Annotated in this window: 13 protein-coding genes; 8 read left to right on the forward strand and 5 right to left on the reverse strand. The window is 73.3% G+C overall.

What is annotated here, in order from left to right; translation table 11 throughout:
* Window positions 1-9: 9 nt before the first annotated feature.
* Window positions 10-615: a response regulator gene (locus ACNF49_RS20800; protein ID WP_482945553.1), complete on the reverse strand. Its 606-nt coding sequence runs from the start codon at window positions 613-615 to the stop codon at window positions 10-12.
* A gap of 147 nt (window positions 616-762) precedes the next feature.
* On the opposite strand from ACNF49_RS20800, the gene ACNF49_RS20805 reads away from it, so the two are divergent.
* Window positions 763-1,251 (forward strand): carboxymuconolactone decarboxylase family protein, encoded by a 489-nt coding sequence (locus ACNF49_RS20805; RefSeq protein WP_357964473.1) that lies wholly within the window; start codon window positions 763-765, stop codon window positions 1,249-1,251.
* Between the two features lie 32 nt (window positions 1,252-1,283).
* Here ACNF49_RS20805 and ACNF49_RS20810 read toward each other — a convergent pair whose 3' ends face one another.
* Together ACNF49_RS20810 and ACNF49_RS20815 are read right to left on the reverse strand one after the other, a co-directional pair.
* Entirely contained in the window at window positions 1,284-2,321 is a 1,038-nt protein-coding gene (locus ACNF49_RS20810) for a zinc-dependent alcohol dehydrogenase family protein (protein WP_482944728.1), read from the reverse strand.
* A gap of 1 nt (window position 2,322) precedes the next feature.
* Window positions 2,323-3,153 (reverse strand): helix-turn-helix transcriptional regulator, encoded by an 831-nt coding sequence (locus ACNF49_RS20815; protein WP_482944729.1) that lies wholly within the window; start codon window positions 3,151-3,153, stop codon window positions 2,323-2,325.
* 113 nt (window positions 3,154-3,266) lie between these two features.
* Between ACNF49_RS20815 and ACNF49_RS20820 the strand changes: the two genes are divergently transcribed.
* From ACNF49_RS20820 to ACNF49_RS20830, 3 genes are all read left to right on the forward strand, one after another.
* A complete protein-coding gene (locus ACNF49_RS20820; RefSeq protein WP_482944730.1) occupies window positions 3,267-3,977 on the forward strand; it encodes an SDR family oxidoreductase in 711 nt (236 codons plus the stop codon).
* A gap of 35 nt (window positions 3,978-4,012) precedes the next feature.
* Window positions 4,013-5,410 carry a glutamate-cysteine ligase family protein gene (locus ACNF49_RS20825; protein ID WP_357964468.1) on the forward strand — a complete coding sequence of 466 codons (1,398 nt, stop codon included), beginning with the start codon at window positions 4,013-4,015 and terminating at the stop codon, window positions 5,408-5,410.
* 64 nt (window positions 5,411-5,474) lie between these two features.
* The gene (locus tag ACNF49_RS20830) at window positions 5,475-6,503 is read left to right on the forward strand and encodes a hypothetical protein (RefSeq protein ID WP_482944731.1); all 1,029 of its coding nucleotides are present in this window, start codon (window positions 5,475-5,477) and stop codon (window positions 6,501-6,503) included.
* Window positions 6,504-6,514: 11 nt separating this feature from the next.
* Here ACNF49_RS20830 and ACNF49_RS20835 read toward each other — a convergent pair whose 3' ends face one another.
* Window positions 6,515-7,234 (reverse strand): PaaX family transcriptional regulator C-terminal domain-containing protein, encoded by a 720-nt coding sequence (locus ACNF49_RS20835; protein WP_357964464.1) that lies wholly within the window; start codon window positions 7,232-7,234, stop codon window positions 6,515-6,517.
* Between the two features lie 31 nt (window positions 7,235-7,265).
* Between ACNF49_RS20835 and ACNF49_RS20840 the strand changes: the two genes are divergently transcribed.
* Both ACNF49_RS20840 and ACNF49_RS20845 read left to right on the forward strand, forming a co-directional pair.
* Window positions 7,266-8,918 carry an acyl-CoA dehydrogenase family protein gene (locus tag ACNF49_RS20840; RefSeq protein ID WP_482944732.1) on the forward strand — a complete coding sequence of 551 codons (1,653 nt, stop codon included), beginning with the start codon at window positions 7,266-7,268 and terminating at the stop codon, window positions 8,916-8,918.
* Window positions 8,919-8,976: 58 nt separating this feature from the next.
* Window positions 8,977-9,720 carry a crotonase/enoyl-CoA hydratase family protein gene (locus ACNF49_RS20845; RefSeq protein ID WP_482944733.1) on the forward strand — a complete coding sequence of 248 codons (744 nt, stop codon included), beginning with the start codon at window positions 8,977-8,979 and terminating at the stop codon, window positions 9,718-9,720.
* 51 nt (window positions 9,721-9,771) lie between these two features.
* Here ACNF49_RS20845 and ACNF49_RS20850 read toward each other — a convergent pair whose 3' ends face one another.
* Window positions 9,772-10,746: a helix-turn-helix transcriptional regulator gene (locus ACNF49_RS20850; protein WP_482944734.1), complete on the reverse strand. Its 975-nt coding sequence runs from the start codon at window positions 10,744-10,746 to the stop codon at window positions 9,772-9,774.
* Window positions 10,747-10,808: 62 nt separating this feature from the next.
* On the opposite strand from ACNF49_RS20850, the gene ACNF49_RS20855 reads away from it, so the two are divergent.
* Window positions 10,809-11,981 carry an epoxide hydrolase family protein gene (locus tag ACNF49_RS20855; protein ID WP_482944735.1) on the forward strand — a complete coding sequence of 391 codons (1,173 nt, stop codon included), beginning with the start codon at window positions 10,809-10,811 and terminating at the stop codon, window positions 11,979-11,981.
* A 5-nt stretch (window positions 11,982-11,986) separates the two neighbouring features.
* On the forward strand, window positions 11,987-13,054 hold the full coding sequence (locus tag ACNF49_RS20860) for a winged helix DNA-binding domain-containing protein (RefSeq protein WP_482944736.1): 1,068 nt from the start codon (window positions 11,987-11,989) through the stop codon (window positions 13,052-13,054).

Here is a 13,054-nt window from a genome sequence, read left to right on the forward strand (position 1 = left end):
GGTGGGAGGTCAGATCCAGCCGGACTCGCGGGCGATGCGGATGGCGTCGATGCGGCTGCGCGCGCCCAGCTTGGACGTCGTCCGGCACAGGTAGTTCCGGACCGTTCCCTCGGCCAGGAACAGCGACGCGGCGATCTCCCCGATGGAGGCGCCGTCGGCCGCCGCGCCGATCACGTCCAGCTCGCGGGGGGTGAGCGGCGGCTCCTCGGGGCGCATGGCCGCGATGGCCAGCTCGGAGTCGATGACCCGCTCGCCGTCGGCGACCCGGCGGATGGCGTCGGCCAGCCGCTCCGGCGGCGCGTCCTTGGCCATGAACCCCCGTACGTGCACCTCCAGCGCCTGCTTCAGCAGCCCGGGGGTGCCGACGCCGGTCAGGATCAGCACGCCGCAGCCGGGCAGCTTGTCGTGCAGCTCGCCGGCGGCGGCGAGCCCGTCCATGCCCGGCAGGGCGATGTCGAGCACCGCCACGTCCGGACGGCACGACTGGGCGGCGGCCAGGATGCGGTCCCCCCGCTCGACTTCGGCGACGACCTCGATGTCCTCCTCGTAGGCCAGCAGCGCCACGAGCGCCCCTCGTACCAGGTTCATGTCCTCAGCGAGCAACGTTCGAATCACCATGGGGTCCTTGCGGTCGACCAGGCTTGCAACGTCCTGCGGGCCACTCAATCCTGACGTAAAGCCCGCACTGTGGAAAGTCCTCCTAAGTGACGGTAAAGCCGCCGCCTGCACAAGTGAACGCTCATTTGGGGAATGCTCATGGCCATGAAGCCTCGAGTGAAGCCCCTGCCTCCTGCGGAATGGGACGACTTTCAGCAGGCGAACCCCCAGAACGTGTTCACGACGCTGGGCCGGCACCCCGCGGTCTACGAAGGCTGGCTGCGCTTCGGCGGCGCGCTGCTCAACGGCACGCTGCCGGCCCGCGACCGCGAGCTGGCCATCCTGCGCACCGCCTTCCACAGCGGCAGCGCCTACGAATGGGTCCACCACGCCCGCATCGCCCGCGAGGTGGGCCTGACCGACGTGGAGATCGAGTCGGTCCGCCAGCTCGACGCCCTCTGGCCGGTCGAGGACCGCCTGGTGTTACAGGTGGCCGACGACCTCCACTATGCGGGCGACCTCACCGACGCCACCTGGGCGGCCCTGTGCGACCGCTACGACGAGGTGCGCAGGATCGAGCTGGTCGTCCTCGTCGCGCACTACGCCATGCTGGCGCTGGTGCTCAGGACGTTCGGCGTGCAGCTGGAGGAGTGAGCCCACCGCACCCGCCGTACGCGGCCCGGCGCTCACGCGCCCGCGCGCGGGAGGATCATCGTCACGCCCGGGACCGAGCCGATCGAGGCCAGCGCCTTGCCCGCGTCGGCCAGGCCGATCGTCCGGGTGACGAGCTGGTCGGGGTGCAGGATCCCGGCCCTGATCAGCTCCAGCATGGGCGGGTAGGCGTGCGCGGCCATGCCGTGGCTGCCGAGCAGCCGCAGCTCGTGGCCGATCACGCGGCCCATCGGCACCGGCGTCGGCCCGCCCGGCAGCAGCCCGACCTGGACGTGCCGGCCCCGCCTGCGCAGGCTCTCGACCGAGGCCGCGCACGTGCGGGGGCTGCCCAGCGCGTCGAGCGAGACGTGCGCGCCGCCCCTGGTCAGCTCCCTGACCTGGGCCGCCGCGTCGCCGGCCGAGCCGTTGACGAAGTGCGTGGCCCCGGCCAGCTCGGCCAGTTCCAGCGCGTCGGTGCTGATGTCCACGGCCACCACCCGCGCCCCGGACGCCGCCGCGATCATCACGGCCGACAGCCCGACGCCGCCGCAGCCGTGCACCGCCACCCACTCTCCCGGCCGCACCTCGCCCACCTGGACGACCGCCCGGAAGGCGGTGGCGAAGCGGCAGCCGAGCCCGGCGGCGGTGGCGTAGGCCATCTCCTCGGGGATCGGGACGAGGTTGACGTCGGCGTGGTCGACGGCGACGTACTCGGCGAAGGAGCCCCAGTGGGTGAAGCCCGGCTGGGTCTGCCGCTCGCACACCTGCTGCTCGCCCGTGGCGCAGGCCGCGCAGGTGCCGCAGGCGCAGATGAACGGCACGGTCACCCGCGCCCCCGGCAGCCAGCCGCGCACATCGGGGCCCACGGCCTCGATCACGCCCGCCAGCTCGTGGCCGGGCACGTGGGGAAGGACCTTGATGTCGGGGTCGTGCCCCTGCCAGCCGTGCCAGTCGGAGCGGCACAGCCCGGTCGCCTCGACCCGGATCACCGCCCCGCCGGGCGCGGGGGTGGGATCGGGGAGCTCGCGCAGGTCGAGCTCCCCGCCGAAGACGTCAAAGGCAACCGCTCGCATCTCATGAGCTTAGAGTGAGTCGCCGCAGGTCGCGCAAGGCCCGGTGGGAGGGCGAGCCGGGTTCGGTGGTGTAGAGCACCAGCCGCAGGTCGTCGCGGTCGGGCACCGGGAGCACCTGGCAGATGGCGTCGATCGTGCCGACGACCGGATGGGTGACCTGCTTGCGCTGCTCCCTGCGCACCTCCACCTCGTGCCTGGCCCACAGCTCGGCGAACTCGGGGCTGAGCGCCAGCATCTCGGCCACCAGCGCCCGCAGCGCCCGGTCGTCGGGGTAGCGGCCGGCGGCCACGCGCAGGTCGGCGACCGCGGCGCGGGCGAAGCGGCTCTTCTCCTCGTCGGAGAGGTGCTCGGCGATGCCGGGCGACATGAACACCCAGCGGATCACGTTGCGCTCGTCGGGCGGCAGGGAGTCCAGGTCGCCCATGAGCATGTTGGCGAGGGGGTTCCAGGCGCGCAGGTCGTAGCGGGCGTCCAGGACGTAGGCGGGGACGTCCTCCAGGAAGGCGAGCAGGTGCAGGATGCTCGTGGGCACGTCCTGCCTGATCCGGGGCGTCTCCAGCACCTGGCCGGCCAGCCGGAACAGGTGGGCGCGCTCGTCCTGGTCCAGCATGAGCGCCCGGCCGAGCGCGCCGAGCACCTGCCGCGACGGGTGCGGGCCCCGGCCCTGCTCCAGCCGGATGTAGTAGTCGATCGACATCCCGGCGAGCTGGGCCACCTCCTGGCGGCGCAGGCCGGGCGTGCGGCGGCGCCCGCCGCCGGGCAGGCCCACGTCGGACGGGGTCACGCGGGCGCGCCTGCTGCGCAGGAAGCCGGCCAGTTCGTCGCGGTTCATGCCTCCATCCTCCGTCCTGAGGGCAGGTGAGCGGGCGCGCGAAGGTGGTACCGCTGATCCCAGCTTCCGCGGGTCTCTCCCGTCCCCGCTCCGGCCTGGGAGAACGTTGGGCCATGACAACGACTGCCCTGATCACGGGCGCCAACAAGGGGATCGGTCACGAGATCGCGCGGCTGCTGTCGGAGCGGGGGATCACCGCGATCGTGGGGGCCCGCGACGAGGAGCGCGGACGGGCCGCCGCCGCGCGGCTGGGCCTGCCGTACGTGCGGATCGACGTGACCGACGAGGGGAGCGTGGCCGCCGCGGCCAAGTGGATCGAGGCCGAGTACGGCTCGCTCGACATCCTGGTCAACAACGCGGGCGTGGCCGGCGGGCTGGACGGGGGCCTCCCGAGCGCCGTCACCGCGCAGGAGTTCAGGGACGTCTACGAGACGAACGTGTTCGGCGTGGTCACCGTGACCAACGCCATGCTGCCGCTGCTGCGCAGGTCGCCGGCGGGCCGGATCGTGAACATGTCCAGCGAGCTGGGCTCGATCAGCCTGGCGCTCACGCCGGACAGCCCGTTGTGGGACACCAACTTCGCCGCCTACAACTCCTCCAAGACCGCGCTCAACATGATCACCGTCTGCTACGCCAAGGAGCTGATGGGCACCCCCATCAAGGTGAACGCCGCCAACCCGGGCTACTGCGCGACCGACCTCAACGCGCACACCGGCTTCCGCACCGCCGAGCAGGGCACGGCCATCGCCGTACGGCTGGCGACCCTGGACGCCGACGGCCCGACCGGCGCCTACCTGGAGGACGGCGGCCCGATCGGCTGGTGAGGTGTGGACACTTGCGTACTGGACAGAAGGGGGCGATGGGACGAGATCTGGACAAAGAGCGGTTCTCCGAGGCGGAGTACGCGCGCTTCGGAGAACGCATCCGGGAGCAGCTCGGCACTCTTCGCGAGCTGCTCGAAACCCCTGGCTTCGGCCAGGGGCCGGCCACCATCGGGGCCGAGCTGGAGCTGTTCCTCATTGACGAGCAAGGACGGCCGCTGCCGCGCAACGACGAGGTGCGGGACAAGCTCGGTGACCCGCGTGTCGTGCTCGAACTGGGCCGCTTCAACATCGAGGTCAACCTCACCCCGATGCCGCTGGCCGGCGCGCCCTTCGAGCGCATGGGGGCCGAGATCCAGGAGACGGTGACCAAGGTGGACGCCGCCGTCGAGGACGGCGGCGCCCTGCCGATCGGCATCCTGCCCACGCTGGCCGCCGAGGACTTCACCATCGGCGCGATGAGCGACCAGAACCGCTACCGGGCCATGAGCAGGGGCATCAGGCGGCTGCGGCTGGAACCGTTCCTCGTCAAGATCGACGATCTGGAGCTGTCGGTGGAGGACGTGATCCTCGAAAGCGCCAACACCTCCTGGCAGGTGCACATCCGCACGCCGCCCGACCGCTTCGCCCGGCTGTTCAACGCCGCCCAGCTCGCCATCGGGCCGGTGCTGGCCGCGTGCGGCAACTCACCGTTCTTCCTGGGCCGGGAGTTGTGGGCGGAGACGCGGATCGCGCTGATGGAGGAGGCGGCCGACGACCGCGACGTGGAGCGGCGCGGGCGCAGGGACGGGCGGGTCACCTTCGGCTCGGACTGGGTGCGGGAGGGCGCGCACGAGCTGTTCGAGCGGTACGTCCAGGACTACGAGCCGATCGTGCCCGACCTGTCCGACGACGCCGAGCCGCACGAGGTGCCTGAGCTGCGGCTGCACCAGGGCACGATCTGGCAGTGGAACCGGCCCGTCTACGACCCGGCCGACGGCGGCCACCTGCGGGTCGAGATGCGCGCGCTGCCCGCCGGGCCCTCGTGCGCGGACATGACCGCGAACACGGCGTTCCTGCTGGGGCTGACGCTGTCGCAGGCCGAGCGGGACCTGACCGGCTACCGGTTCGCCGAGGCGTACCAGAACTTCTACCGCGCCGCCCAGGACGGGCTGGAGGCCAAGCTGACCTGGCCGGGGCTGGACGGCGAGTTCGAGGCCGCCGACCTGGTGCTCAGGCTGCTGCCCGAGGCACGGGCCGCGCTGCTGGCGGCCGGGGTGACCCCGCACGACGCCGACACCGCGCTGGACGTCATCGCCCAGCGCACCCGGCTGCGGCGCACCGGCGCGGTCTGGCAGCGCGAGGCGCTGGCGCGCTTCGGCGGCGACCGGGAGCGGCTCGTGCGCCGCTACCGCGAGCTGGCCCTGTCGGGCCTGCCGGTGCACCTGTGGGACTGAACGCCAACAAATGCCGCCGCACGTCCGTCAAACTACTCCGAGAGACGGACGAAGTGAGGCAGATATGGCGGCGACGGGGATGGTACCGGCCGACAAGGCGCCCTACGCGTTAACGCGGGCCACGGGCACGTTGGCCACGGGGGCGGCGAAGCTGGCCCAGGAGATCGGCGCGACCGGGGTCGAGGCCCTGCTGGCCCACGCCAACAGGACCGCCGTCCACAAGGGCGCGACGGCGGCGCTGGGCTCGATGCGGCCCAGGCCGTCGGACTGGTACGCCTTCGACGCGAAAGACCAGGACACGGTCGACTGGTACCCGCAGGGCGTGACCTGCGGCGAGGAGTCCGGCAACATCGGCGTGCCGGTGCTGCTGGTGAGCTGGTACTTCAAGCCGGCGGCGGGCGAGCGGGGGATCAGGGTGTCGTTCCTGAGCCCCCGGACGCTGAAGTACCAGCACGCGCTGCTGGTCGAGGCCAGGCCCGACGGCTCGTACGGGCCCATCGACGTGCACGCGGGCGGCCTGGCCTGCCACGGCGACCTGCTCTACGTCGCCGACACCTGCAACGGCCTGCGCGTCTTCGACCTGGGCAACCTGCTCGACCTGCGCACCGCCCAGAGCGACCTGGGCGACCCCACGCGCATCGGGCGCTCCGGCGGCAAGTTCCACGCCTTCGGCTACCGCTACCTGCTCCCGCAGACCGACTGCTGGAAGCTCGCGCGCGGCGGGCCGCACTTCTCGTTCCTGTCGGTCGACCGCAGCGGCGGCACGCCCGCGCTGGTCTCGGGCGAGTACCGGGAGAACGACCCCGGCGGGTGGGTCGCCCGCTGGAACCTGCCGCTGACCGACGGCACCCCCAAGGACGCCTTCGTCATGGGCCACCCCAAGATCCAGGGCGCGGTCTCGTGGGGCGGCAAGTGGTACCTGAGCCAGGCGGCCGACGCCGCCACCAACGGCAGGCTGCTCGTCCACGGCGGCGACAAGCTGCTGACCAGGCCCTACCCGATCGGGCCCGAGGACCTGACGGTGCGCGGCGGCAAGCTGTGGAGCGTCACCGAGTTCAGGAACAAGCGCATCGTCTTCGGCGTCGAGCTCTGATTCAGGAGGGCTCAGCCCTCCATATGGGCGCGCAGGACCTCGCGGTAGCGGTGGTCGAAGGCGTCGTAGCGGGCCCGCAGGGCGGCCCCCGGCCAGCCCGCGGGCAGCAGCTCGGCGGGCAGCAGCGGGTCGGCCAGCAGGTGGCGCAGCACGGCGGCCGACACCAGGAAGCCCTCGGCCAGCCCGTCGGCCCGGTCGAGCGCCCGCTCCAGCCGGCCCGCCTCGGCCGCCCAGCCGTCGAGGTCCCACAGCAGCGGGGTGGGGTCGCCGTGCGGGCGGCCGTCGATCAGGGTGCACTGCGCGGTGACGGTCTCGGGCCACTCGCGCACCAGGTTGGCCGGACGCAGCCAGGTGCCCTCGCGCAGCTCGCCCATGCGCAGCGCGGACATCGTGTGCCGGAACGCGGCCCGGTCGGCCGGGGCGCGCCGCTCGGCGGTGACCACCGCCACCTCCCACGTGCCGTCCCACGGCCTGGTGTGCGGGTCGCGGCTCTCGTCCTGCCGGGCCTGGCGCTCGACGAGCCGCTCGGACAGCGTGTAGCGGCCGCCCTGCTGCGTCAGGTCACCGGCCGCCACCATGCGCGACAGCGCCACCCGGACCGTGCCCTCGGCGATGCCGAACAGCGCGCCGATGCGCACCAGGTGACGGGCGGGCAGGCGGGGCGGGTGGCTGCCCAGCAGCGCGCTCAGGACCGCCGACCGGGCGCTGAGTGAGGTGTTACGGTCTTCCATCGCGTGTTAATTATATGTAACACTCGCGAGTATGGGCCGGTATCTCATCGAACCTTTCGACCACAGCGACCGCTACGCCACCGAGCGCTACCAGGGGGCGGCCGGGCGCAACTGGTGGACCTGCGATCCCACGCTGCGCCTGCTCATGCGGCGCCATCTCGGCGACGGCTTCGCCTGGGCCGAGCCCCACCTCGAACGGCTCGGCGCGCTGATGGGCGGCCTGGTCGCCGAGTGCGCCGAGGAGACCGACCGCAACCCGCCCCGCCTGGAGAAGTACGACAAGTGGGGCAGGGACGTCAGCCGGGTAGTCATGCCGCCGTCCTTCCAGGCCGCGCGCGCGGCGCTCATGGAAAACAACTTCACCTCGCCGTCGTTCGCCGAGGAGGCACGGGCGAACGGGGCGGCCCCGTCCGCGCTGGCGGCGGCCTGGACGTACCTGCTCGACCAGGCCGACATCGGGATGGGCTGCGCGCTCGGCACCGGCGGGGACATGGTGGTCTCGCTGGCCGAGAAGCACGCGCCGCCGGACGTGCGCGACCGGGTCAGGGAGATCTTCGCCGACGGCTACTACTCCGGCGAGGCCGCCCAGATGTTCACCGAACGCACCGGCGGCTCCGACCTGGCCGCCCTGGAGGCGTGGGCCGAGCCCGACGGGGAGGCGTGGCGGCTGACCGGGTTCAAGTGGTTCGCCTCCAACGCCAACGGCTCGGCGTTCGTGGTGCTCGCCCGCACGCCCGACGGGTCGGTGGCGCCGTTCCTGGCGTTGTGGGAGCGGCGCGACGGCTCGCGCAACGGGGTGCGCATCCGGCGCCTCAAGGACAAGCTGGGCACCCGCTCGGTCGCCTCGGCCGAGGTCGAGTTCACCGGGGCCGAGGCGTTCCTGCTGGCCGGCCGGGGCTCCGGCTCCGGGCTCGGGACGATGATGAAGCTCACCAACGCCTCCCGGCTGGGCGTGGCCATGATGGGCGTCGGCGTGGCCAGGCGGGCCCTGGTCGAGTCGATCTGCTACGCGCGCTCCCGCGAGGCGTTCGGCCGCCCGCTCATCGACCAGCCCCTGATGCGCCGCAAGCTGGCCGAGCTGATCGTCGAGGTCGAGGCCGCCCAGGCGATGGTGTTCGACGGCCTGGTCGGCCCCCGGCTGCGGCTCGGGCCCGCGCTGATCAAGCTGCGCGCCGCCCGGCTCGGCCTGACGGCGGCCAGCGACGCGATCGAGGTGCACGGCGGCAACGGCTACATCGAGCAGTGGCCGGTGGCCAGGCTGCTGCGCGATGCCCAGGTCAACCCGGTCTGGGAGGGCGGCGACAACATCCTGTGCCTGGACGTGCGCCGCGCCATGCTCCGCGAGGAGGCCCACGTCCCGTTCCTGGCCCGCCTGCGCGCCCTGGCCACCTCCGACCTGGTGAACGCGCGGATCGACGACCTGTCCAAGGCCGTCGAGGCCTGGCACGGGCTCGACCCGGCGCTCGCCGAGGAACGTCTCTATCCGCTGGCCCAGTTCATGGCCGACGTCTACGCCGCCGCCCTGCTGGAGGACCAGGCCGGCTGGGGGCTCGACGACGGGCGCAAGGCCCTGGTCGCCCGCCTGTACGCCGAGGCGCACCTGGCCGACCGCGGCCCGCTGCGCGGCATCGACGCCCCGGCCGCCGACCACTTCGACGCGTTGCTGGCCGGGGCCCTCGCCTGAGGGTACGCTCGGCAGGTTTCCCCGAGGCGAAGCCGCACGTTCCCCGGAGGAGGGTCGCATGACCGTACGCGTCGAGCGCGAGGGGCCCGTCACCACCGTCGTGATCAGCAGGCCGGAGGCGCGCAACGCGGTGGACAGGAAGACCGCCGACGCGCTCACGGACGCGTTCGGCGACTTCGAGCGCTCCGACGCGGCCGTGGCGGTGTTGTGGGGCGAGGGCGGCACGTTCTGCGCCGGGGCCGACCTCAAGGCGCTGGACAACCACGTCGGCGAGGACGGCGACGGCCCCATGGGGCCCACCAGGATGCGCCTGTCCAAGCCGGTGATCGCCGCCGTCGCCGGGCACGCCGTGGCCGGCGGGCTGGAGCTCGCCCTCTGGTGCGACCTGCGGGTGGCCGAGGAGGACGCGGTGTTCGGCGTCTTCTGCCGCCGCTGGGGCGTGCCGCTGATCGACGGCGGCACGGTGCGGCTGCCCCGGCTCGTCGGCGCCTCCCACGCCATGGACATGATCCTCACCGGCCGCGCGGTGAGCGCCCCGGAGGCCCGGGACATGGGCCTGGTCAACCGCCTGGTGCCCACCGGCACGGCCCGGCGGCACGCCGAGGAGCTGGCCGCGCGGATCGCCGCGTTCCCGCAGGCGTGCCTGCGCGGCGACCGCATGTCGCTGCTGGAGCAGCACGGCCTGCCCGAGGCGGAGGCCATGCGCAACGAGCTGCGCCACGGCCTGGTCTCGCTGCCGGACGCGGCGGAGGGCGCCGCCAGGTTCGCCGCCGGCGCGGGCCGCCACGGCGACCTCGCCTAGGGCGGCACCGGCGGGCGCCTGGCCGGGAGCGGCGTTCCCGAGCCGGGCCGGCTAGCCGGGTGCCTGGCCGGCGGCGTCGATCGCGCGCTGGTAGCGGCCCGTCAGCGCGCGCAGCGCGGCCACCAGCTCCGGCGAGTCCACGACCGTGAAGTCCGCGTCCAGCATGCCCAGGTGCAGGGCGAGCATCTCCGGATGGTCCGAGCCCGGCTCGAACACGCACCGGTCCTCGCCCAGCGGCTGCACCTCCACCGGGATCGGCAGCCGGTCCCGCACGTGCGAGGCGGGCGCGTGCACGATCACCCGCGCGCGGTAGCGCCAGGTCGCCTCGCCGGCACCGCGGGCCACCCGCGCCGTGATCTCGTGGTCGGGCGGCAGCTCGCGGGGCGTGAAGCGCGGTCCTGTGGGCGTCCGCGGCTCGATCCGGTCGACCCGGAAGGTGCGCCAGGCGTCCCGGTCGACGTCCCAGGCCACCAGGTACCAGCGCCGCCGGTCGTGCACCAGGCGGTACGGCTCCACCGAGCGCCGGCCGGTCGCCCCGGAATGCGCCCGGTAGTCGAAGCGCAGCCGCTCATGGTCGCGGCACGCGCTCGCGATCACGGTCAGCACGTCGGGATCGACCTGCGAGCCGCGCGACGGCATCGGCAGCGCGTACGCCTGGAAGGCGCTCACCCGGTGGCGCAGCCGTGCGGGCAGCACCTGCTGCAGCTTCGCCAGCGCCCGCATCGAGGTCTCCTCGATCCCCGCGATCGAGCCGCTCGCGGCGGTACGCAGGCCGATGGCGACCGCCACCGCCTCGTCGTCGTCCAGCAGCAGCGGCGGCAGGGCGCCGTCCGAGCCGAGCCGGTAGCCGCCGGCCACGCCCGGCCGCGCGTCGACCGGGTAGCCGAGCGCGCGCAAGCGGCCGACGTCGTTGCGGATGGTGCGGGTGGTGACGCCGAGCCGGCCGGCCAGCTCGGTGCTCGTCCAGTCGCGCCGGGCCTGCAACAGGGACAGCAGGCGCAGCAGCCGCGCCGAGGTTTCCAGCATTCTTCGATCCTGACGACAATCTAGGAACGATCCTTTCCGTGAATGTTCCTAGTCTTCTCCGCATGAGCGCAAGAGCACTCATGGCCATGCCGTTGACAAGGAGCAGCGCCGTGCGCGACGACATCCAGCCCTTCCGCGTCGAGATCCCCCAGGCCGACGTCGACCACCTGCACGACCGGCTCGCCCACGCCCGCTGGCCCGGCGAGCTGCCCGGCGTGGAATGGACCCGCGGCGTGCCGCCGGGCCACCTGAAGGAGCTCGCCGAGTACTGGCGCACGCGGTACGACTGGCGCGCCCAGGAGGCACGGCTCAACGGCTACCCGCAGTTCACCACCGAGATCGACGGCCAGCGCGTGCACTTCCTGCACGTCAGGTCCGACCGGCCCGACGCCAGGCCGCTGCTGATCACCCACGGCTACCCGAGCTCCGTCGCCGAGTTCCTGCACCTGATCGAGCCGCTGGTCGACCCGGCCGAGGGCCAGGCGTTCCACGTCGTCGCGCCGTCGCTGCCCGGCTACGCCTTCTCCACCCCGCTGGGCGGGACCGGCTGGTCGATGGGGCGCACCGCCCGCGCCTGGGCCGAGCTGATGGGCCGGCTCGGCTACGAGCGGTACGGCGTGCACGGCGGCGACGTCGGCGCGGGCGTGTCCGGCCTGCTCGCCGGCCTCGACGGCGAGCACGTCGTCGGCGTGCACGTGGTGACCGATCCGTTCACCGCCGCGAACGTCGCCACCTTCATGCCGGGGATCGCCGACCGGCTCGACCCGGACGACCCGGTCGACAAGCTGATCCTGAGCCGGATGGACGCCTTCCGGAAGGAGGGCTCCGGCTACCTGGCGATCCAGAACAGCCGGCCGCAGACCATCGGCTACGGCCTGGCCGACTCGCCGCTGCTGCAGCTGGCCTGGATCGCCGAGAAGGTCCACGAGTGGACCGACCTGCCGGTCGACCGCGACCAGCTGCTCACCACGGTCAGCCTGTACTGGTTCACCGGCTCCGGCGCCTCCGCCGCGCACACCCTGTACGAGCAGGCCCACTCCGCCGACTGGGGCGCGCCGCCCGCCGTGCCGCAGGGGTTCGCGGTCTTCGGCGCCGACGAGACGGTGCGCAGGCTGGTGCCCGCGCCGGCCGGCGCGCACTGGAGCGAGTTCGAGCGCGGCAGGCACTTCCCCGCGATGGAGGCCCCCGCCGTGCTGGCGGCCGACCTGCGGGACTTCTTCGGGCCGCTGCGGTGAGCGACGTGCTGAGCCGGCGTCGCCTCAACCGGGCCACGCTGGCCCGCCAGTACCTGCTGGAACGCGCGCCGGTCCGGGCGGTCGACGCGATCGAGCACCTGGGCGGCATGCAGTCCCAGGCGCCGCTCGCCCCGTACGTGGGGCTGTGGACCCGGCTGCGGGGCTTCGCGCCGGGCGAGCTGTCGGCGCTGACCGAGCAGCGCCAGGTGGTGCGGCTGCACCTGATGCGCAACACCGTGCACCTGGTCAGCGCGCGCGACTGCCTGGGCTGGCGCGCGCTGTTCCATCCGCTGCACGCCGCCGACTTCCGCGCGCACTTCCGCCGCGGTCTCGGGGACGTGGACCGGGAGGCGCTGCTCGAACAGGCCGGGCGGCTGCTGGCGGAGCGGCCGCGCACCCGCGGTGAGCTGGGCAGGCTGCTCGCGGAGAGCCGGCCGGGCGCCGATCCGAGCGCGCTGGCCTACGCGGCCACGCATCACCTCACGCTGTGCCAGGTGCCGCCCCGGGGCATCTGGGGCGGCACCGGCCCCGCCGCGTGGACGCCCGTGGAGAGCTGGCTGGGCGCGCCGCTGCGTCCGGTGCCGGTGGACGCGCTGGTGCTGCGCTATCTCGGCGCGTTCGGCCCGGCGAGTGTCGCGGACGTCCAGCTGTGGTCCGGGCTGACCCACCTGCGCGAGGTGGTGGAGCGGCTGCCCCTGCGGGTGTTCCGCGGGGAGGAGCGGCAGGTGCTGTACGACCTGCCCGACGGGCCCCGGCCGGCCGAGGACGTGCCCGCCCCGCCCAGATTCCTCCCCGAATACGACAATCTGCTGCTGTCACACAAGGACCGGACCCGGGTGATCCCCGGCAACCGCCCCGTCCCGCTCCCACCGGGCAACGGCGCGACCACCGGCACCTTCCTGGTCGACGGCATGTGGCAGGGCACCTGGCAGATCCGGGACCGGACACTGCGCATCCGGCCGTTCACCCCGTTGCCCCGCACGGATCGCGACGCCCTGCTGGCCGAGGCCGCCCGGCTGTGCGCCTTCGTGGCGCCCCGGGAGACGTACGACCTGGTCCTCGACGAACCGTAG

Source organism: Actinomadura sp. ATCC 39365 (assembly GCF_054392275.1).

Excerpts from the sequence above, each read along its gene's own strand:
- ACNF49_RS20855 (WP_482944735.1), top strand. The coding sequence starts at position 10,809 with ATGAGCGCAAGAGCACTCATGGCCATGCCGTTGACAAGGAGCAGCGCC.
- ACNF49_RS20835 (WP_357964464.1), bottom strand. The coding sequence starts at position 7,234 with ATGGAAGACCGTAACACCTCACTCAGCGCCCGGTCGGCGGTCCTGAGC.
- ACNF49_RS20840 (WP_482944732.1), top strand. The coding sequence starts at position 7,266 with ATGGGCCGGTATCTCATCGAACCTTTCGACCACAGCGACCGCTACGCC.
- ACNF49_RS20825 (WP_357964468.1), top strand. The coding sequence starts at position 4,013 with ATGGGACGAGATCTGGACAAAGAGCGGTTCTCCGAGGCGGAGTACGCG.
- ACNF49_RS20810 (WP_482944728.1), bottom strand. The coding sequence starts at position 2,321 with ATGCGAGCGGTTGCCTTTGACGTCTTCGGCGGGGAGCTCGACCTGCGC.
- ACNF49_RS20845 (WP_482944733.1), top strand. The coding sequence starts at position 8,977 with ATGACCGTACGCGTCGAGCGCGAGGGGCCCGTCACCACCGTCGTGATC.
- ACNF49_RS20815 (WP_482944729.1), bottom strand. The coding sequence starts at position 3,153 with ATGAACCGCGACGAACTGGCCGGCTTCCTGCGCAGCAGGCGCGCCCGC.
- ACNF49_RS20850 (WP_482944734.1), bottom strand. The coding sequence starts at position 10,746 with ATGCTGGAAACCTCGGCGCGGCTGCTGCGCCTGCTGTCCCTGTTGCAG.
- ACNF49_RS20805 (WP_357964473.1), top strand. The coding sequence starts at position 763 with ATGAAGCCTCGAGTGAAGCCCCTGCCTCCTGCGGAATGGGACGACTTT.
- ACNF49_RS20820 (WP_482944730.1), top strand. The coding sequence starts at position 3,267 with ATGACAACGACTGCCCTGATCACGGGCGCCAACAAGGGGATCGGTCAC.
- ACNF49_RS20830 (WP_482944731.1), top strand. The coding sequence starts at position 5,475 with ATGGCGGCGACGGGGATGGTACCGGCCGACAAGGCGCCCTACGCGTTA.